Here is a 19278-nt window from a genome sequence, read left to right as displayed (position 1 = left end):
CAGACTTTTCTGTTAATAAAAGCAGAAACCTGCCGATAGACGGAGATAGATTCGTAACGTTCTGCAAACTTATATCGAGACACTATGAAAATTAAACTTCTTGCCCTTGGGGCACTTTTTTTAACCATACCGGTGCAGGCAAAAATATTGTGGCAGGATGTCAGCGTCACTTATTTGTACGGAGAAAACTACCGTGTTGGAGACAATCGCCGCGAAGTATTAACCTTTGAGCACGCCGCAGGGGCCAGTTGGGGAGACAGCTTTTTCTTTTTGGATCATTTGCGTTCTCGCGACGGCAGCCGCGAAAATTACGCTGAGTGGTCACCACGTCTGAGTGGCTGTAAATTAGGCATTTATTGCCCTGAAGACGATGGTCTGATTAAAGATGTGTTATTTGCAAATACCGTGGAGATGTCTCAACAGGCAACTCACTTTTTGCATGGTTTAGGTGTGGACCTGAATCTACAAGGCTTTACCTACCTGAAATTGAATACCTATCGTAGGAATAATGACGGGGTAGAGGACAATTGGCAGCTGACGGCGACTTGGGCTTACCCTTTTACCATTGCTGAGCAGTCATTTCTCTATGACGGTTTCCTGGACTGGTTTTCCAGTACTGAGGATCAGCGAGCGAGCCTCAACTGGACGTCTCAGCTTAAATGGAACGCCGGCCAAGCCATGGGGCTGGATAACCGTTTGTATCTGGGGATTGAATACGTGTACTGGCGCAATAAGTTCGGTATTGCTGATACGCTGGGTTTTCCTACCCATGAGTCCAACGTCAACCTGTTAGTCAAATTCCACTTTTAACTAAAGAGGCACAAACATGGCCAGACTCTCGATAAAACTTCGTATTCTTCTGTTAGCGGCCGTACCGACTGTGCTTCTGGGCGTTGTACTGATCGTTATCTCCGTAATGTCAGCAAACGATATCAGTCAAACCAGTGTGGAGCAGCAACGGGAGGCTTTGTATCAACAAAAGCGCCAGGAATTGGACAGACTGCTGGAGATGGCGATAACGGCGGGTAAAAAGGCCAGTAACCAAGACCAGCTAAAGGATATTTTACGAAACCTGCGTTATGACAATGGCCAGAATTATTTCTTTGTCTATAACACGGATGGTGTACAGGTCGTCAGTGCGGACGACCCGAGCCGAGAAGGTCAAAATTACTACGATAGCCGCTCTCCGGAAGGACGTTACCTGGTACGCGAGTATATTGATGCGGCAAAGCAGGGAGGCGGCTATGTGGAATACAACTGGCCTAAGGCTGGCTCCTCGGTGGCCAGCCCTAAACTAGCCAAGGCTATCAAATACCCAGGTACCAACTGGGTTATCGCAACTGGGTTCTACATTGATGACTTGCAGACGAAGCTATCAGAGCTGGAATCGGAACTGCAATCCAGCACGAATAAAAGTGCCGGTTTTACCGTCATAGTGGCTACTGTATCACTGGTTGTGGTCATTGGGCTGGGACTCATTTTAGCTCGAAGTATTATTACGCCATTGAACCGGGCTGTGGAAGCTATGAGGAATATCGCCAGCGGCGAAGGGGATTTGACCCGACGTCTGGATGAGGATCAGGTAGCGGAGCTGGGAGCTTTGGCGCAGGCCTTTAATACCTTCGCATCGAAAGTGGCCAATATGGTGGAACAGCTTCGAGGTTCTGTGCAAACACTGGCTACATCCAGTCAGGAGCTCAGCCAGATCATGGAACAGGCAGATGCGGGCGTAAAACGCCAGCATGATGAGAGCGAACAGGTAGCGGTTGCTATGAACGAAATGTCGACTACAGCCCAGGATGTGGCGTCCAGTGCCAGCAATGCAGCAGGCGCCACCAGTGAAGTGGAACGACAAGTGCATGAAGCCAGCCAACGCATCGATAATGCTATTAGCGTGGTACGCGGGTTGGAGCAGAATGTAAATACTGGTGTGGATGTGATTTCCAAAGTTGGCAGTGAGTCCAAGAGCATAGGTGGCGTGTTAGAGGTAATAAGCGGCATTGCGGAGCAAACTAACCTACTAGCATTAAACGCTGCAATTGAGGCCGCCCGAGCCGGTGAACAGGGCCGGGGATTCGCAGTGGTTGCTGATGAGGTACGGACTTTGGCGTCAAGAACGGCCGAAAGCACCGAAGAAATCAACCAGATGATCAGTCGTTTGCAAAATGGTGCTAAAGAAGCGGTGAGCGCCATCGACCAGATCCGCGAAGGCAGCGACCGCACGGTGGCGCAGACTCAGGAAGTGGATAAATCCCTCAAGGAGATTTATGAAGCCGTATCCACTATTAATAATATGAATAGTCAAATTGCTACTGCCGCGGAAGAACAGACTACGGTGTCCGAATCCATCAATGAGAACTTGCATACCATAGTCAGCATTACTCAGGAGTCGGTAGAAGGTACCAATAACGCGCGTAAGATAGCCGATAATCTCAGTAAGTTGTCCGGCGATATCGAGAGTTTGGTGGGACAGTATAAGACGCGATAGCTTCGCCGGAGGTAACTTGAGCCGTCAATTTGGCGGCTTTTAAGCTGAGTATGCAGGTGGGACATGTGGTACAAATCTGGCATCTCCCGGGGGTAGCAGAGTGTGTATGTCAGGGCTACCCAGAGCCGTTAACTCGCTCTGCTTCACGTGCACGGCAATGGTACCGGTAATACCTGCAAACTATTATTCAAACTTTATTGCGCTAACAATGCACTGCCATTGCAGACTGAAAACTGTATAGCGGCTCCAATGACGTGGCTTTGGCAAAACGACTATTGAAACGTGTAGACAACACTTGACGTGTTAACGCGAGGCTACTGAACTGTGTTACTAAGCGTGTTACTTCCGATACTCATAAACGAAAAAGCCCCGCACAATGTGCAGGGCTTTAGGAAGAAGTTGGTGCCGGAGGCGGAATCGATAAGATCTAATAACTTATTGTTTTATAGTGGATAAAAAATATTAAGATTCAAGCGTGTTACTTACCTTGTTACTAAAACTTCAGCTTTAGTTTTTTGATTGAAAGCTTTTTCACAAATGAATCTTTTAACTTTTTGGCTATGCCCAATACTCGCTTAACACGTTGAACATAGCTATAGTGGTCTGCAACTTGTGAACGTGTAGTGGCAAATAAATTCGTGCTTCTGATCAGAGATGAAAAGCTATACTTGTTGCTTTGGTTAAAGTGAATTAGCTATTTATCAACATTTTTCCATGGGCCGAACGCTATAAAGTAAAGAAGAATGATATTTGCGATAGGGATAACAATCAGAAGACCCAATGGACCAGGGTAGCCAACTCGTTGGCAGATACGCCATGCGGGAACAATAAAAATAGCTCCCACAATCAGCATCCATAGAAAGCCCATACCTGCGAACATTTCGTGATTCATCATTATCTGCTCCTTATTTGACATGCGTTAAAATGACGTTAGACTGAAGTTTATTAAATTGCAAAAAGCAGGGTGCTCGTGCTAATTCGAATTCTGTTATTAATGACAGTGCTATTGGTGTCGATGTCGTTTTCGCAAACGGCAGAAGCTCACGCATGTCATGATAACAGCCAAATGCAGCACAGCATGATGTACGAAGCCGACACAAACGATTGCGAGCATGAGACGCAAAAGCACAACTCGTGCTGTGCTGACATGACCATTCGGCATTGCTCCGGCGGCTCGGTTTTATTTGTCGGACAGTCTTCTTCGGTTAATGCCGCTGCAGTTAACCTCTCTGCCAAAGTCGATGCGCCCGTTGACACCTCCATTCGTGCTAAACACGCGTCTAATTTATTCCGTCCCCCAATAATTACCGCTTAATAAGTTACTAGAAATTTAACACACGCTCGGCGTGTTTCCTTAAAACTTATTAATCGGTGAATAATTATGTCTATCAAACGCAATATCGCTGTTTTGGCGATGCTGTTTTCCGTGTCTGTATCTGCAACCGATGTAGAAGAGCAGCAACTAACCGTTCTAAAAGATCCCAACTGCGGTTGCTGTGAAAAGTGGTTACAAGCTTTACCCGATAGCTTTAGTGTGTCCGTACAACATCCGAACAACCTGACCCAACGAAAACGTGACTCCGGTATTAGTGCCGAGGTCCAATCCTGTCATACCGCTATTTCTAGTAATGGCTATGTCTTTGAGGGGCACGTTCCTCCTACATTGGTTTCTCATTATTTAGCTGGGAAAAAGTCAGCCAATGGCATTGGATTAACTGTTCCTGGCATGCCGGTAGGGTCTGTTGGTATGGAAATGGGTACTCGGTTTCAACCGTATACGGTCTATGAAATCAAAGAGGACGGTTCAATTACACCTTATAAGCAGATAGCAAGTTTAGAGCAGCAGCAAGCACTCTCAAATGGAGGGCTTTAGCTATGGGATTTGGCGGCATGAGTATGGTTCAGTTAGGAGTTTTACTGGTTATTGTCATTCTTCTTTTTGGTAGTAAAAAGCTACGAACCCTGGGCTCCGATCTTGGTAGTGCGATTAAAGGGTTTAAATCATCGGTTTCTGATGAGCCGTCTGATAAGGAACAGGACGTTCAACGTTATCAAAATTTAACCTCAAAAGAGGAGCGTCATAATGAGCAATGAGTTTAACAAAGGGCGTCGAAAGTTTATTAAATCTGCATTCACTGTGGCGTCTGCTTTAGCAATCGCCAAAGTAGCCCCAACTTGGGCTGCTCCTCAGGGACGCAGTTTTAAAGATCAGATCCTGACAAACGATGAGATTGATCTGACCATTGCAAAGTCCCCACTGCTCGTGGGAAATAAAGTAGGAGCACCAATAACCATCAATGGCCAAATGCCGGGCCCTTTGATTCGTTTAAAAGAAGGGCAGCGAGCAAAGCTAAATGTGACTAACCGGTTGTCGGAAGACACGTCAATTCACTGGCACGGAATTATATTGCCGGAGAATATGGATGGCGTGCCTGGCGTATCTTTCGAAGGGATAAAGCCAGGACGAACGTTCAAATACCGCTACGATGTCGAGCAAAACGGAACTTATTGGTATCACAGCCATTCCGGTTTGCAGGAGCAATTGGGACACCTGGGGCCGTTAGTGATTGAACCGAAAGACGGAGACATTGGTGCTGATCGAGAACATACCATTATTCTCAGCGACTGGACATTCGAAGATCCGGATACCGTGTTTCGTAACTTGAAAGTTGCGGAGGGGTACTATAACTATCAAAAACGTACGATATTTGAGACCTTCGAGGACGTGCGACAGCAAGGGTTAGAGAAAACCTGGAAGCAACGAGAAATGTGGGGGCAAATGCGAATGAGCCCCCGTGATATTGCGGATGTGACGGGCAGTACTTATACCTACCTGATGAATGGCCGCGATTCACAGATGAACTGGTCAGCATTGTTTAAGCCTGGTGAAAAAGTACGCCTGCGTATCATTAATGGTTCGGCAATGAGTTTCTTCGACGTAAGAATCCCTGGATTGGAGATGACGGTAGTGGCCGCTGACGGGCAGCCTGTGAAGCCAGTGCCAGTTGACGAGTTCCGCATTGGTGTGGCGGAAACCTACGATGTAATTGTCCAGCCTAAGCAAAACAAGCCTTACACTATTTATGCTGAGAGCTTTGATCGAAGTGGTTATGTCAGAGGTACATTAACGCCGGAACTTGGTCTTGAGGCTGAAGTGCCTGAACTACGGCAAGTTCCTGAGCGAGGCATGGCCGCTATGGGCATGGGAGCGATGGCGATGTCCGGTGATATGAAAGGCAATAGCATGAATATGAAGCATATGGGCGGCAATAACAGCCATATGACGCATAAAATGACACACAAAAAAGAGCTCCCGGTCGAAAACATTAAAATCAAACACCGTGAGTCCGGACATGGCGCCGGGGCGGCTATGATTGCTACAAACCCGGTAAGCCGTTTGCATGAACCCGGGATTGGATTGGAAGACGTTGATCATAAAGTCTTAGTGTATACCGACTTGGTCGGCGCGCATGAATGGCCGGATACGCGGGAGCCCGAACGACAGATAGAGCTGCACTTAACGGGTAATATGGAGCGTTACATGTGGTCTTTCGACGGGAAGAAGTTTACCGAAGTGGATGGCCCGGTTCAGTTTCATCATGGAGAACGACTGAGGTTGGTGATGGTAAACGATACGATGATGGACCACCCCATACACCTACACGGTATGTGGATGGAACTTGAAAACGGACAGTATCCACGCCCACGCAAACATACGATTAGCCTGAAGCCGAGCGAAAAAGTGTCGTTATTGATAACGGCAGACGCGCCGGGTAGTTGGGCGTTCCACTGTCACCTGTTGTATCACATGAAAGCGGGTATGTTCCGTGTGGTCAATGTCGCATAAGGAGGACAATTATGTACGGTAAATCATTATTAGTGGGTGCGGCGTTGTTGCCAGGTTTAGCAGTCGCCGGACATGCGAAAGAGGACTGGCCTGAACCCGTCAAAGAATATTACACCGGGCAAGTACTGTTCGATCGGTTGGAGTTAGCGCGAACCAACGAGGAAGAGAACCTAGCCGTCTGGGACATGATGGCTTGGTATGGCGGTGACTATCACCGAGCTGTTTTCAAGAGTGAAGGGGAGAATGTTCAAGACGACGGTGAGCCCACTGACTTGGAAAGTGCCGAACTGCTGTATGGATACTTGATGTCTCCGTTTTGGTCGTTTCAGGCCGGTGTTGGTACGCGAGGCTCCTTATCGTCCGATGCCTCTATGGAAAATTATGCCGTTGTTAGCTTCATGGGGCTGGCTCCGTATTGGTTTGAAATGGACAACTCGTTGATGGTGAACGAAGAAGGCGATGTCCAGTTTGTCAGCGAAACTGAATATGAGTGGCAGTTAACGCAAACATCGTACTTACAGCCTCGCATTGAGTTTACAGCCAACCTGACAGATTCAGACAAATATGAACGGCAAAGTGGCTTGAGCAACTTGCGTGTGGGGTTGCGTTATCGTCACGAAATCAGTCGTGAGTTTGCACCCTACATTGGTGTTTATTGGAACGGCGCGTTAGGCAACACGGCAGATGAAATGAAACGAATGGGTGAGGACACCACAGAAACAGGCGTGGTCCTTGGGGCCAGAGTTTGGTTTTAATTGATAATAAACAAAGAGGAAACAACATGAAAAACATACTTAAGTTAGCCTTCGGTACCACGTTATTTTTTAGTGCATGGGCCAGCGCTCACGTCGGCCTAACATCCAGTAGCCCGGAGGACGGTGCGACTTTGTCCGAGTCACCAACGGAAATTACGATGAATTTTTCCGGTGATGTTCGTCTGGCTAAAATTATGCTGCACTCAGATGACGGTAAAATGCATCCGCTGGACTTTTCGATGAGCATGACTCCCAAAGCAGCGTACGAAATTGCTGTTAAAAACAATTTGGCGTCAGGTGGTTATACGGTTTATTGGACGGCAATGGGTGGGGACAGTCATAAAATATCGGGTGATTTTAGCTTTGAGGTGAAATGATGACCCTTTGGAGTGTGGCCAGCGTTTTAACGTTGGCCTTTATATTCTGGCTTAACGCGGTGATGACCGCCTCGCCTTATATCGTTTATTTGTCCGGTTTAAAAAAGCAGTCTGAACGAAAGAATAGCCTTGTTGCGTTGCTTCTATTACTGGCAAGCCTTCTGTATTTTTTTCTGAAAGTCGGTAGTTTTGCTGCTGAAGGCTTTGCCGGCATGATTGACACGACCTACATGCAGTTTATATGGACCGGCCCTGTTGGGTTGTTCATGCAACTCCAGGTAACCGTTGCTGTTGTCTGGATTTTTTACTCTGTTGTTAAGGTAACAAGCATACAGTGGATGCTATATGTTGCGGCGGTTGGACTCATGGGATGGAGTTTTTTAAGTATCGGCCACGGTAGTGATGCCGTCTGGTGGGGAAAGCTAGCGCTTTTAACACACTTGTTAGTCGCTTGGGTTTGGTTCGGCAGTCTTAACTCATTGCGAAAGCTGGCAACGTCGGTACCGCTTGCTAAAGCGAAAGCCATTATGGAGCGTTTTGGTGTGCATATGTCTGCAGCGGTTCCAATACTCCTTATTGCGGGCTTGGTTATGTATCGTAGTGCAACAGGGCGATGGATGCCAGAGCTGCCGCTTACGTCGTATGACACGGTACTACTAGCGAAACTTGTGTTTGTGGCGCTGATTCTCCTTGTTGCCGCATTGCATAAATTAAAGTTCGTACCGCAATTAAATGATAACGCGGCCGCCAAGCGACTCAAAAACTCCATAACGGCGGAAATGGTATTGGCTGTCACTATTTTTACCCTGGCCTCTGCGCTAAGCAGCGCGTTTTCCCCTAGTTAATGTAAGGAATAATAAGAATGAAATTATTCATGAGTGTTTTTATGGTTTCGGTGCTGTTTATTTCAGCGTCTAGTAGCGCCGAAAAACTATCTGAGCCGACCGCTGTGCTTGATGCATTTCGAACTGCTTTAACTGAAGGTGACACGGAAGTCGTTAAAGATGTGCTTTCCAATGATGTGTTTATCTTTGAAGGTGGTGGTGTTGAACGATCCTTGGCCGAGTACAGTGCTCATCACCTTAAGTCAGATATTAAGTTTAGCCAGGCGGTTCCTTCACAGTTGCTTGAAAGGACAGTACAAGAAGCCGATGGCCTTGCTGTGATCACTTCTCGGTATAGCGTTTCCGGGGAGTATAACGGGCGTGAGGTTGATTTAACGATGAATGAAACCGTAACCGTATCAAATACGACTGAGTCTGGCTGGAAAATTATCCGGATCCATTGGTCCAACTGAGTTCAATCACAGGAGCTGATTATGGCAGAACACGATCATGAACACGGACATCAGGATTATCAGAAAAGCAGCCTGAGTCTTTGGGGGGCGGTGTCGCTGGGGACTGGTGTGATGATTGGCGCTGGTATTTTTGCACTGACCGGACAAGTTGCTCAGCTGGCAAGAGAGTGGTTTGTCCTGGCGTTTGTGTGCGGCGGTATCATTGCCGGCTTTAGCGCTTACTCTTACGTTAAGTTGGCGAAAGCCTATCCGTCAGCGGGCGGTATTGCGATGTTCCTCAGTAAAGCTTATGGAAAAGGAAGTGTGACGGCGATATTCGCACTCTTGATGTACTTTTCTATGGTGATTAATGAAAGTTTAGTCGCTCGGACATTTGCGTCTTATACCAGCCAGTTAATTTCTTTTGAAGCGCAGTGGCTTATCCCTTTGTTGGCGGTGGGTTTGCTGGTCTTTGCGTTTTTTATCAATATTTTGAGTAATCAGTTTATTCAAACGTTCTCGTTTTTTATGGCCTTTGTTAAGACTTTAGGGTTGGTCATTTTAGCGGCTGGTGGTTTGTGGGCCTCAGGCATTCAGTTTGAATCGATATCGGCTATTCCAGAAGAAGCTACGGGTGGCGGTATTTTAGCGGGGATTGCTTTAAGCATACTTGCGTACAAAGGGTTTACAACAATAACCAATAGTGGCGGTGAAATTGTTGAGCCTAAGAGAAATGTCGGGCGTGCCATTATTATTTCGCTGATTATCTGCGCGTTAATATACGTTCTGGTCACTCTGGCGGTTGGCTCGAGCCTGTCCATAGATGAGATTGTGAAAGCGAAAGACTACGCGCTTTCTGAAGCAGCCAGACCCGTCTATGGCGAGACCGGACTATGGGTGACGGTCGCTTTTGCAATTGTAGCAACGGTATCAGGAGTGATTGCCAGCGCGTTTGCCGTTTCAAGAATGTTAGCCATGTTGACCAATATGAAGCTTGTTCCACACAGTCATTTTGGCATGCCAGGTTCCATTCAGAAGCATACGCTGGTTTACACCATTGTTATGGCTATGATCTTAGCGGCATTCTTCGATTTGAGTCGAATTGCGTCACTGGGCGCTATTTTTTATATCGTGATGGACATTGCGATCCACTGGGGCGTATTACGGCATCTAAGGCAAAAGGTGAATGCCAATATTTACATACTTGTCAGCGCAATCACGCTAGACGTCATCGTTTTAGTCGCTTTTATATGGGTGAAATGGACGAGCGATCCGCTGGTGATTTGGGCGTCTCTTATCGGTATGGCATTGATTGCCGCTGGTGAGATTTTGTTTTTACGTAAAAAGCGTTAAGAAAAAGAGCCGCCTTATATTCAAAGCTGGACGGACGCAAATACTGACACTATGACTTACGACTTATTAGGTCGTCAGTTGTACTTGAAGGTACGTTACAGCTTTTGATTAGTGAACTGGCTGTCGTTTTTCCCTGGGAGCGGCAGCCTTTTTATATGAAATTTGAGGTAGGACGACATGTCGGAAAAAAAACGTTCGAGTCAATGGAGAGTCTGGCACCGCTGGTTATCTTTGGTTTTTGGCTTGCAAATGGTCATTTGGACAATAAGTGGTGCTTACATGGTGTTCTTCGACTTGGATTATATTCACGGAGATCACTTAGTTCAGGATGTTAGTCAGCCTTTACCTGAAGGTACTGAGGTATCAGATTTAGATAAGTTATTAACGCGTTATCCTGAAGCTGAAAAAGCCTCACTAGAGGCTCGCAGACTAGATGGTAAGCTACAGCCAGTATACAAGTTAAAAAGTGATAAAGGTGAGTTTTTGGTTAATGCAAAATCGTTAGAGCGCATTGAAATAACTCAGCATCATATTGAAGACTTGGCCAACCGATACTACGCACAAGAGAGTGCAGATATTGAATCCGTTGTTTATATGACGGATAACCCACCAACTGAAATTAGTGAAACTTTGTTGCCAGTATGGCAAGTGAACTACGATGACTTTGGTAATACCAGCCTTTACTTGTCTGAAACAACGGGTGATTTGCTCGTAAAACGACACACTTTCTGGCGTGGTTTCGACATTGTCTGGATGCTACACATAATGGACTACGATGAACGTGTGGATATAGAAACGTGGTGGTTAAAAGCCTTTATTATCGGTACATTTATTTTAATGATAACGGGCATTGTTTTGCTCCTTTATACCATAACGTTTAAAAGAAGACCGATCGGAGGTGCCCAATGATAAGGTTTATACAATGGCTTCATCGTTGGGTGAGTTTAATTTTAGTTATTCAGGTCGCTTTGTGGCTAGTGAGTGGTTTCTTTTTCAGTATAACTGGCCATCATGGAATGTCGGGTCATCAATACATGGTCTCCGAAAACTCTAAGCCGCCGCTTAAAAAATTAGCAACTCAGGTCGACTTTACTGAAATGTACCAAAGGTTTCCATCAGCACATTTAATTGAACTGGTAAGTGTTGCTGGGGTTGGTCAGTATCAAGTGACATTGGCAGATGGAAATGTCCTGTATTTCAACGCTAACACAAACGAAAACTGGTCTACCGGTGAGGCTTTGGCAACCCAATTAGCGCTCAGTAGCTATAATGGTCCGGGTCACGTCGAAGCGGTTGAAAGAGTCATGGGAAGCGATGAAGTGAATGGCTGGGAAGCTTCGGGGTTTCGCATTGATATTAAAGATGATCTTAATACTCGGATATACATCGATGAAGCCTCATCTCAGGTAGTGGAGCATCGCAATACACCATGGACAATAGCTGACTGGGCATTTCGTCTGCATTTTATGGATTACACTGGTGGCCGAAGCTTTAATCATTTATTGATTTGGAGTGCCGGGTTATTCGCTCTTTGGTTTTCGTTATCCGGGCTAATTCTTTTAGGCCGAAATATTACTAACGGTGACTTTAATCCAAATCGGAAAAAAACATGGCTAGAATACTTTCAACAGAAAGGGAAACCAATTGCCAGCAGCTGTGGTGGAGGTGGAACTTGTGGATTATGTAAAGTAACACTACAAGGCAGCGATATACCTAGTCCTAAAGCCGCTGAAAAAGCGTTATTGAGCGCCAATGAATTAGACGCGGGGATGCGGTTATCTTGCCAACACAGAACCTCAACAAATTATGAAGTAAAGTTACATAATGAGGGGGTTAGTGATATAGCTTTAACACTCGATTCAAAGCGTCAACTGACTCCATCCATTATGGAGCTTACCTTTGTGAGTTCAGAGCCCGTTAATTATGAAGCCGGGCAGTTTATGCAGTTTCGTATTCCACACTTAAACGAAATATTGTCACGACATTACTCTGTTGCTACGCGGCCTCACCCGACTCGATTTGTGTTTAACGTACGACAACTGCCCTCGCCAAGTGAAGGGGTGCCCCCAGGCATCGGTTCAAACTACTTGTGTAATTTAGAGCCTGGCGCTCATGTCGATGCTATTGGACCATTTGGTGACTTTCAGCTGACGAAACAAAATAATCACACGCAAGTCTTTATCGGAGGCGGCGCGGGTATTGCACCGTTGAGAGCGTTAATACAAAGTGAATTAGCAGCAGGCTCTCCTCGTCGCTGTATCTTTTTTTACGGCGCACGATATGAAAAAGAGCTCTGTTATAGGGATGAGTTCGAAAGAGATGAGCGGTTAAATTATATACCGGTACTTTCAGAGGTTGCTAAATCAGATGCGTGGGCCGGGCACACTGGCTTTGTGCACGAAACTGCAATGAAATGGTTGGCAGATGAAAACAAAGACACATTGGACGTTTACGTGTGTGGTCCTCCACCAATGCTGAAAGCGACGTTAGAGTCTCTTGCTGACTTTGGCGTTCCGCGAGAACAAGTAAGGTTCGATGACTTTGGTATTTAGAGCTTGAAAGCGCCTGAGTTAGCAATAAATCTGGGTGGTGATGTAGAAGTCGTATCACCACCTGGGTTGACTACCTCGTTATGGGTACTTCCTTTAATTGATTGATCTTTATCAGCCAAAAGAGATACACTTCAAGCATGTTTTTACAGTAAAGCTTCGCATGTATCGTTTAATCATTGCCCTACTGCTATTAGCAGTAACAACAATGTCATTTTCACAAACTATCAGTACGGAAAAGGCATGTATGCACGATCCTACTGAGCAAGTTTGCGATCTTGCAGATTGCGAAGTGTCACATTCTCTTACCGATAACTGTTGCTCTGATTCAATGATGCGTCATTGTTACAGCCCGTCAATTACTGTCGTTTATTCTGAGCAATCCACCGTTCCGCCTATTGAGAAGCTGGTTTTTAACGCTTCCTCATTCTTAGATACGAATATTAAAGAAAAGCATTCTCTCTCGCTTTTTCGCCCCCCAATCCACTCTTAAAAATACGAAATTTCTCGCTCCTGGCGCGTTTATCGTCCAGGTAAAAGCACAGCTATAAGCTTTGGTTCGGTCATTGTCGTTACGACGTCGTTCGTCGTCCTCGTTACGGTCCGACTCATAACTTGGTCTGTGTTTAATTTAAAAATTCACAGTTTTTGAGAGTAACAATATGAAACTTTTAAGAAGAATGGCTTATTTAAGTGTTCTGACTGTAGTGGTGCCAAATGTCGTTAATGCACAAGAGCCGCTTTTGAATTTGCAAGAAGCAGTGAGTATCGCTGTACAAGAAGATCCTTGGTTAACGGCAAGTAAGCAAACCCAAGAAGCATTCGCGAGTGAAGCAATAGCCTCTTCCAGTTTGCCTGACCCTAAAATATCGCTCACGGCTGCCAGTTTCCCGGTTGACAGTTTTAGTTCAAGACAGGAAGGAATGACCCAATTGATCGTAGGTGTTTCACAAACTTTTCCTAGAGGAAACACGCTATCGTTGTCTCGTAAGCAAAAAAATCAATTGGCCCAAAAACAACCCCTTTTGAGGGCTGATCGTATTGCTAAGGTCAAAACAACGGTAACGAAGTTGTGGTTAGACGTTTTTTTCTCTCAGCAAAGTATCCGTTTGATTGAATCCGATAGAGCGCTTTTTGAACAGTTAGTGTCGACCGCCAAGGCAAGTTATACCAGTACCGAAGGAAAAGCACGGCAGCAGGATGTTATTAGGGCCCAGCTTGAGCTCACACGACTGGATGACAGATTGACTTCATTAAGACAGAAAGAAGAGCGATTTCAAAGCAAACTGTCGGAGTGGATAGGTGCTATAGCGAAATCAAAGTTACCAGATGACGTTCCTAACCTTACGCTACAGGAAGCATTGAGTTCGCCTTCAACAATGCCTAAACAAGCCTTGTACGAATTAATAAAAGGGCACCCAGTTTTGCAAGCTACCGATCAAGACATTTCGGCGTCGGAAACTTCTGTAGAGCTTGCTCAACAAGGTTATAAACCACAATGGTCAACCAACCTTAAATATGGTCATAGAAACGATGCTCCAAGCGGTAATGACCGTGCCGACTTGTTTTCAGCCGGAGTTACGTTCGATATACCACTGTTTACTGATAACAAGCAGGATGAACAGGTGCGTTCGGCAAAGTATAAAACTGAAGCAAAAAGAACTGAAAAACTGCTGATTGCCAGACAGTTAATAGCCAATTTACGCAGTACCTTTGTACAACTGAATCGTTTGAATGAACGCGCTGCTCTTTATCGTGAAGAGCTACTTCCACAAATGTCCGCCCAGTCTGAAGCTGCATTGACAGCTTACAACAATGATGATGGCGACTTTGCAGAGGCGGTGCGTTCACAGATTGCTGAAGTCAACGCAAAAATTGATGCATTAGCGATCGCCATCAACCGCCAAAAGCTGATTGCCGAAGCAAACTACTTATTATTCTCAGGAGTTTAAAATGAAAACAGTCACCAAATCTCTTATAAGTTTAGCTGTAGGCTTTGCAGTTGGCGCTGGCGCTATTGGCTATGTAATGCAATCGACTGAAGTGTCTGATCGTTCATCGGGCAATGCAGAAAAAGAGCCGTTATATTGGGTGGCTCCGATGGATCCCAATTATCGCCGAGACAAACCAGGAAAGTCTCCAATGGGGATGGACCTTATTCCTTACTATGGCGATGATGCAGAAGAGAGTTCACCTGGTACGGTGAGAATTGATCCCGACGTTATTAATAACCTTGGGGTTACAACTGCAACCGTCACGTCCTCGAGACTCAACCTAGATATCGAAACAGTTGGCTATGTTCAGTTTGATGAGGACCGAGTATTAACAGTAAGTCCTCGTGTTGAAGGTTGGATTGAAAACCTTTTTGTAAAAGCGGTCGGTAACTCTGTAAAAGCAGGCCAACCGTTATACAGTATTTACTCACCGGAAATGGTTAATGCTCAAGAGGAGCTTGTACTAGCCTCGCAGCGAGGTAATCAGGTTCTACTAGATGCTGCTGAAGAACGCTTAAGAGCTCTGCAAGTCTCTGAATCTGAGATTAAGAAGTTAAAAGAAACTCGTAAAATTCAGAAAACAATCACGGTAAAAGCAAAGCAGTCCGGGGTATTGGATAGACTGACTGTGCGTGAAGGTGCGTTTGTAACGCCGAGTATGAATTTAATGACCATTGCTCAACTGGATAAAATTTGGGTTATTGCAGAAGTCTTTGAGCGGCAATTGAACCAGGTTGAGGTAGGCAATGACGTTCAAATGAACCTTGAGTATGCTCCAGGTAAAGAGTGGCAAGGAAAGGTTGATTATGTCTATCCGTCACTTAACCCTAAAACTCGGACGGGACAAGTTCGAATTCACTTCGACAACCCAGATGGTTTTTTAAAACCGGGCATGTTTGCGAATCTTAACATTAAGGCTGGTTTAGGCGATAAAAACTTAATCATCCCTAAAGAAGCGCTTATCCGAATGGGTGGTTCGAACCGAGTTGTACTGGCACTGGGTGATGGGAAATTTAAATCAGTTAATGTTGACGTTGGGCGGTTAGGGAGCTCGCGAGTTGAAATTTTATCGGGTCTTATGGCAGGTGATGACATCGTTACTTCAGCTCAGTTTTTGATTGATTCTGAGTCCAGTAAATCCTCTGACTTTAAGCGCATGCAACATGACACTGATGCTGATAACGAGAGCCATGGCAGTATGTCAAGTGACGCAGCAGCTCAAGCTGTCTGGGTTGAAGCAACCGTTAAAAATGTTATGCCTCAGCACTCGATGGTTACGCTGGAGCACGGTGAGATTTCTGAATGGGACTGGCCTGCAATGACGATGGACTTCGATGTTGCTTCGGATGTTGAACTTTCTCAGCTTAGCACGGGGTTATCCTTGCATGCGGAAATAACGCAAGTCGGGAAGCAACAGTACCAGCTCACATCGATTCATATTCCCGAGCAAAAACAAGTGACAGAGCAGGAGCATAACCATGATTAAGTCAGTCATTCGATGGTCAGTGAGTAACCGTTTTTTCGTTCTTCTGGCGACATTAATCCTCGTGGGTGTTGGTGCTTTTGCGGTTAAGAATACGCCCGTAGACGCACTGCCGGACTTGTCGGATGTCCAGGTGATCATTAAAACCAGCTATCCGGGTCAAGCGCCGCAGGTGGTAGAAGATCAAGTAACCTATCCATTAACAACCGCTATGCTGTCTGTCCCCGGCGCTAAAACCGTCCGTGGATATTCGTTTTTCGGCGACTCCTATGTGTATGTCATTTTTGACGAAGATACAGACGCTTACTGGGCGCGTTCGCGAGTACTGGAATATTTGTCTCAGGTTGCTCCGACACTGCCTTCTAATGCAAGACCGCAATTAGGCCCTGATGCAACAGGGGTTGGTTGGGTGTATTTGTATGCCTTGGTTGATCGTACGGGTAACCACAATTTGAGTGAGTTACGCAGTATGCAGGATTGGTTTTTAAAGTATGAACTGCAAACGGTCGAGGGGGTTTCGGAAGTTGCCGCCCTCGGCGGGATGGTAAAGCAGTACCAGGTGAAAGTGGATCCGGAGAAGCTGCGCGCATTCGATATTCCTCTTGCTCACATACAAAATGCTATCCAGCGAGGTAATCAGGAAGTGGGGGCGTCGGTGGTTGAAATGGCGGAAGCTGAGTATATGGTCCGGGCCTCAGGCTATATTGATGGTGTGTCAGACTTAGAGAGTATCCCGCTTGGCGTTGATGAAAATGGCACGCCATTATTGCTTAAAGACGTTGCTGATGTGGGTGTGGGCCCCCAAATGAGACGCGGTATCGCCGAACTCAACGGTGAGGGAGAAGCCGTGGGTGGTATTGTGGTAATGCGTTTCGGAGAAAATGCCCAAAAAACGATTGATGGCGTTAAACAAAAGTTGGAAGAATTAAAGTCTGGGCTACCAGAAGGTGTCGATATAGTCACTGTCTATGATCGTTCGGGGCTTATCTCGGATGCCGTGGAAAGTCTCTGGAAAAGTTTAATAGAAGAACTCGCTATTGTCGCGTTTATCTGTGTGATATTTCTCTTCCATGTCCGCTCCTCGCTGGTTGCCGTTATCAGCTTGCCTTTGGGTATTTTAACCGCGTTTATTGTCATGTATTGGCAAGGAATTAACGCGAATATTATGTCACTTGGAGGGATCGCAATCGCTATTGGCGCTATGCTCGATGGTGCCATCGTCATGATTGAAAATATGCATAAGCATATGGAAAAAACGCCACTGACAGCAGAGAACCGCTGGCGGGTGGTTGCCGCCTCTGCTTCAGAGGTGGGCCCTGCTCTTTTCTTTAGCTTGCTCATTATTACCGTCAGCTTTATGCCGGTATTTACCTTAGAAGCCCAGGAAGGGCGGATGTTTTCTCCGCTTGCTTTCACGAAAACTTACGCAATGGCAGCCAGTGCAGCCTTAGCGGTTACCGTTATCCCCGTGTTGATGGGATATTTTATCAGAGGAAAGGTAACACCTGAGGGGAAAAACCCGCTTAATCGGTTATTGATCGCCGGGTATAAACCGCTTTTAAAAGGCATTTTGAAATACCCCAAGACAGCAGTTGTCGGAGCGCTTGTTATCCTGGCCGTTGGTGTCTGGCCGATTGACAAAATTGGTAGTGAATTTATTCCAGATTTGGATGAGGGCGATTTGATGTATATGCCCACTACCTATCCCGGATTATCAATTGGTAAAGCAAGGGAGCTGTTGCAGCAAACCGACAAGCTCATAAAAACGGTACCGGAAGTGAAGACGGTTTTTGGCAAAATTGGTCGAGCGGATACCGCCACTGATCCGGCACCCCTAACGATGATTGAAACCTTTATTCAACTGAAACCGAAAGATCAGTGGAGAGACGGTATGACCACTGAGAAGTTGAAAAAAGAACTGGATGCGCTTGTAAAGTTTCCGGGGCTGACCAATGCGTGGGTTTACCCCATTAAAACTCGCATTGATATGCTATCGACAGGTATCAAAACGCCGGTAGGTATAAAAGTTGCCGGAGCCGATCTTAATGAAATTCAGACGATAGGGCAGCAGCTTGAAGCAATACTTGATGATGTCGATGGTACGGCTTCTGTTTATTCAGAGCGAGTGGCAGGTGGACGCTATGTCAAAGTTGACATAGAAAGAGAGCAGGCTGCACGTTATGGCTTGAACATTGAGGATGTGCAGCAGGTCGTTGCCACGGCTATTGGTGGAATGAATGTTTCAGAGACCATTGAAGGGCTTGAACGTTACCCAATAAACTTGCGCTACCCTCAAGATTACCGTGATTCGCCGGAAGAATTAAAGAAGCTACCTTTAGTTACGCCAAACGGGCAGCGTATTAGTTTGGCGGATGTGGCTGATGTCTACGTTGAACTTGGACCGCCGGCAATTAAAAGCGAAAACGCAAGACTTAATGGCTGGACTTTTGTCGACATTGAGGGAGTTGATGTCGGCACTTATGTTGAAAAAGCAATGAAGGTTGTAGAACAAGAACTCGAGTTGCCAGCAGGGTATTCAGTTACCTGGTCCGGGCAGTACGAATATATGGAAAGGGCAAAGGAAAAACTGACTTACGTGATTCCGTTAACGCTCGCGATTATTATCGTTCTTTTGTACATGAATTTTCGAAATGCCACGGAAATCGCGATCATACTGGGAACCTTACCTCTTGCGTTGGTCGGTTCAATTTGGCTGATGTATCTTTTAGATTATAACTTCTCAGTTGCTGTAGCGGTTGGCTTTATAGCACTAGCGGGGGTTACCGTAGAAATAGGGATATTAATGCTGACTTATCTTAATCAGTCCTATAACGAATACGAACAACGCCAACTAGAGCAAGGTAAAGCTTTGACTAAAGACGGTGTTTCTCGCGCTGTAATGGAAGGGGCTGGGCTTCGTGTTCGTCCTGTCATGATGACGGCTGTTTCTACAATTGCAGGTCTACTGCCTATTATGTTCAGCACAGGAACTGGTGCTGAAGTGGTTAGCCGAATAGCCGCCCCGATGGTTGGAGGAATGATCAGTGCGGTTATTCTAACCTTGCTCGTGTTACCCGCTGTTTACTACTTGTGGCGTGGGCAAAAGGTTAAGCGTGTATAAGACCAATTATTTTAGTTAAGAGACGCACATCATTG

At 45.9% G+C, this 19278-nt stretch carries 17 protein-coding genes; 16 read left to right on the top strand and 1 reads right to left on the bottom strand.

The annotated features are described in order from the left end of the window. Positions 1–84 precede the first annotated feature (84 nt). Together Q5L94_RS10045 and Q5L94_RS10040 are read left to right on the top strand one after the other, a co-directional pair. On the top strand, positions 85–810 hold the full coding sequence (locus Q5L94_RS10045) for a DUF5020 family protein (RefSeq protein WP_317498273.1): 726 nt from the start codon (positions 85–87) through the stop codon (positions 808–810). Positions 811–826: 16 nt separating this feature from the next. After that, the gene (locus Q5L94_RS10040) at positions 827–2488 is read left to right on the top strand and encodes a methyl-accepting chemotaxis protein (RefSeq protein ID WP_317498272.1); all 1662 of its coding nucleotides are present in this window, start codon (positions 827–829) and stop codon (positions 2486–2488) included. A 694-nt stretch (positions 2489–3182) separates the two neighbouring features. Here Q5L94_RS10040 and Q5L94_RS10035 read toward each other — a convergent pair. Further along, complete coding sequence (locus Q5L94_RS10035; RefSeq protein ID WP_006956255.1) at positions 3183–3383, bottom strand: hypothetical protein; 201 nt, start codon at positions 3381–3383, stop codon at positions 3183–3185. Between the two features lie 75 nt (positions 3384–3458). Between Q5L94_RS10035 and Q5L94_RS10030 the strand changes: the two genes are divergently transcribed. The 14 genes from Q5L94_RS10030 (at position 3459) to Q5L94_RS09965 (ending at position 19243) form a co-directional block, all read left to right on the top strand. Further along, a complete protein-coding gene (locus Q5L94_RS10030) occupies positions 3459–3803 on the top strand; it encodes a hypothetical protein (protein WP_011234488.1) in 345 nt (114 codons plus the stop codon). A gap of 66 nt (positions 3804–3869) precedes the next feature. Beyond that, the gene (locus Q5L94_RS10025) at positions 3870–4361 is read left to right on the top strand and encodes a DUF411 domain-containing protein (RefSeq protein ID WP_100690648.1); all 492 of its coding nucleotides are present in this window, start codon (positions 3870–3872) and stop codon (positions 4359–4361) included. A gap of 2 nt (positions 4362–4363) precedes the next feature. After that, on the top strand, positions 4364–4582 hold the full coding sequence (tatA, locus tag Q5L94_RS10020) for a twin-arginine translocase TatA/TatE family subunit (protein ID WP_053954069.1): 219 nt from the start codon (positions 4364–4366) through the stop codon (positions 4580–4582). Further along, positions 4572–6335 (top strand): copper resistance system multicopper oxidase, encoded by a 1764-nt coding sequence (locus Q5L94_RS10015; protein ID WP_053954068.1) that lies wholly within the window; start codon positions 4572–4574, stop codon positions 6333–6335. The genes tatA and Q5L94_RS10015 overlap by 11 nt, the downstream gene beginning before the upstream one ends. Before the next feature lie 11 nt (positions 6336–6346). Then, positions 6347–7090: a copper resistance protein B gene (locus Q5L94_RS10010; RefSeq protein WP_317498271.1), complete on the top strand. Its 744-nt coding sequence runs from the start codon at positions 6347–6349 to the stop codon at positions 7088–7090. Between the two features lie 26 nt (positions 7091–7116). Then, positions 7117–7467: a copper resistance protein CopC gene (locus tag Q5L94_RS10005; RefSeq protein ID WP_011234483.1), complete on the top strand. Its 351-nt coding sequence runs from the start codon at positions 7117–7119 to the stop codon at positions 7465–7467. Next, the gene (locus tag Q5L94_RS10000) at positions 7464–8312 is read left to right on the top strand and encodes a copper resistance D family protein (RefSeq protein WP_317498270.1); all 849 of its coding nucleotides are present in this window, start codon (positions 7464–7466) and stop codon (positions 8310–8312) included. The genes Q5L94_RS10005 and Q5L94_RS10000 overlap by 4 nt, the downstream gene beginning before the upstream one ends. 17 nt (positions 8313–8329) lie before the next feature. After that, on the top strand, positions 8330–8764 hold the full coding sequence (locus Q5L94_RS09995; RefSeq protein ID WP_317498269.1) for a YybH family protein: 435 nt from the start codon (positions 8330–8332) through the stop codon (positions 8762–8764). Positions 8765–8785: 21 nt separating this feature from the next. Further along, positions 8786–10096 carry an APC family permease gene (locus Q5L94_RS09990; RefSeq protein WP_290654279.1) on the top strand — a complete coding sequence of 437 codons (1311 nt, stop codon included), beginning with the start codon at positions 8786–8788 and terminating at the stop codon, positions 10094–10096. A gap of 177 nt (positions 10097–10273) precedes the next feature. Then, complete coding sequence (locus tag Q5L94_RS09985; RefSeq protein ID WP_317498268.1) at positions 10274–11005, top strand: PepSY domain-containing protein; 732 nt, start codon at positions 10274–10276, stop codon at positions 11003–11005. After that, complete coding sequence (locus tag Q5L94_RS09980; RefSeq protein ID WP_110013665.1) at positions 11002–12648, top strand: 2Fe-2S iron-sulfur cluster-binding protein; 1647 nt, start codon at positions 11002–11004, stop codon at positions 12646–12648. The genes Q5L94_RS09985 and Q5L94_RS09980 overlap by 4 nt, the downstream gene beginning before the upstream one ends. Before the next feature lie 659 nt (positions 12649–13307). After that, positions 13308–14597 (top strand): TolC family protein, encoded by a 1290-nt coding sequence (locus tag Q5L94_RS09975; protein WP_317498267.1) that lies wholly within the window; start codon positions 13308–13310, stop codon positions 14595–14597. A gap of 1 nt (position 14598) precedes the next feature. Further along, positions 14599–16125, top strand: coding sequence for an efflux RND transporter periplasmic adaptor subunit (locus tag Q5L94_RS09970; protein WP_053954059.1), 1527 nt, complete (start codon positions 14599–14601; stop codon positions 16123–16125). After that, entirely contained in the window at positions 16118–19243 is a 3126-nt protein-coding gene (locus tag Q5L94_RS09965; protein ID WP_126785268.1) for an efflux RND transporter permease subunit, read from the top strand. The genes Q5L94_RS09970 and Q5L94_RS09965 overlap by 8 nt, the downstream gene beginning before the upstream one ends. Positions 19244–19278 lie beyond the last annotated feature (35 nt).

Origin of the sequence: Idiomarina sp. Sol25, assembly GCF_033052775.1 — a bacterium.
In the GTDB taxonomy this organism is placed as follows: domain Bacteria; phylum Pseudomonadota; class Gammaproteobacteria; order Enterobacterales; family Alteromonadaceae; genus Idiomarina.
This window is presented reverse-complemented; position numbering and strand designations above follow the sequence as displayed.

Coding starts and splice junctions, on each gene's coding strand:
- Q5L94_RS10000 (WP_317498270.1), top strand. CDS start 7,464: ATGATGACCCTTTGGAGTGTGGCCAGCGTTTTAACGTTGGCCTTTATA.
- Q5L94_RS10025 (WP_100690648.1), top strand. CDS start 3,870: ATGTCTATCAAACGCAATATCGCTGTTTTGGCGATGCTGTTTTCCGTG.
- Q5L94_RS09970 (WP_053954059.1), top strand. CDS start 14,599: ATGAAAACAGTCACCAAATCTCTTATAAGTTTAGCTGTAGGCTTTGCA.
- Q5L94_RS10005 (WP_011234483.1), top strand. CDS start 7,117: ATGAAAAACATACTTAAGTTAGCCTTCGGTACCACGTTATTTTTTAGT.
- Q5L94_RS10010 (WP_317498271.1), top strand. CDS start 6,347: ATGTACGGTAAATCATTATTAGTGGGTGCGGCGTTGTTGCCAGGTTTA.
- Q5L94_RS10045 (WP_317498273.1), top strand. CDS start 85: ATGAAAATTAAACTTCTTGCCCTTGGGGCACTTTTTTTAACCATACCG.
- Q5L94_RS09980 (WP_110013665.1), top strand. CDS start 11,002: ATGATAAGGTTTATACAATGGCTTCATCGTTGGGTGAGTTTAATTTTA.
- Q5L94_RS10015 (WP_053954068.1), top strand. CDS start 4,572: ATGAGCAATGAGTTTAACAAAGGGCGTCGAAAGTTTATTAAATCTGCA.
- Q5L94_RS09975 (WP_317498267.1), top strand. CDS start 13,308: ATGAAACTTTTAAGAAGAATGGCTTATTTAAGTGTTCTGACTGTAGTG.
- Q5L94_RS09990 (WP_290654279.1), top strand. CDS start 8,786: ATGGCAGAACACGATCATGAACACGGACATCAGGATTATCAGAAAAGC.
- Q5L94_RS09965 (WP_126785268.1), top strand. CDS start 16,118: ATGATTAAGTCAGTCATTCGATGGTCAGTGAGTAACCGTTTTTTCGTT.
- tatA (WP_053954069.1), top strand. CDS start 4,364: ATGGGATTTGGCGGCATGAGTATGGTTCAGTTAGGAGTTTTACTGGTT.
- Q5L94_RS10040 (WP_317498272.1), top strand. CDS start 827: ATGGCCAGACTCTCGATAAAACTTCGTATTCTTCTGTTAGCGGCCGTA.
- Q5L94_RS09985 (WP_317498268.1), top strand. CDS start 10,274: ATGTCGGAAAAAAAACGTTCGAGTCAATGGAGAGTCTGGCACCGCTGG.
- Q5L94_RS09995 (WP_317498269.1), top strand. CDS start 8,330: ATGAAATTATTCATGAGTGTTTTTATGGTTTCGGTGCTGTTTATTTCA.
- Q5L94_RS10035 (WP_006956255.1), bottom strand. CDS start 3,383: ATGATGAATCACGAAATGTTCGCAGGTATGGGCTTTCTATGGATGCTG.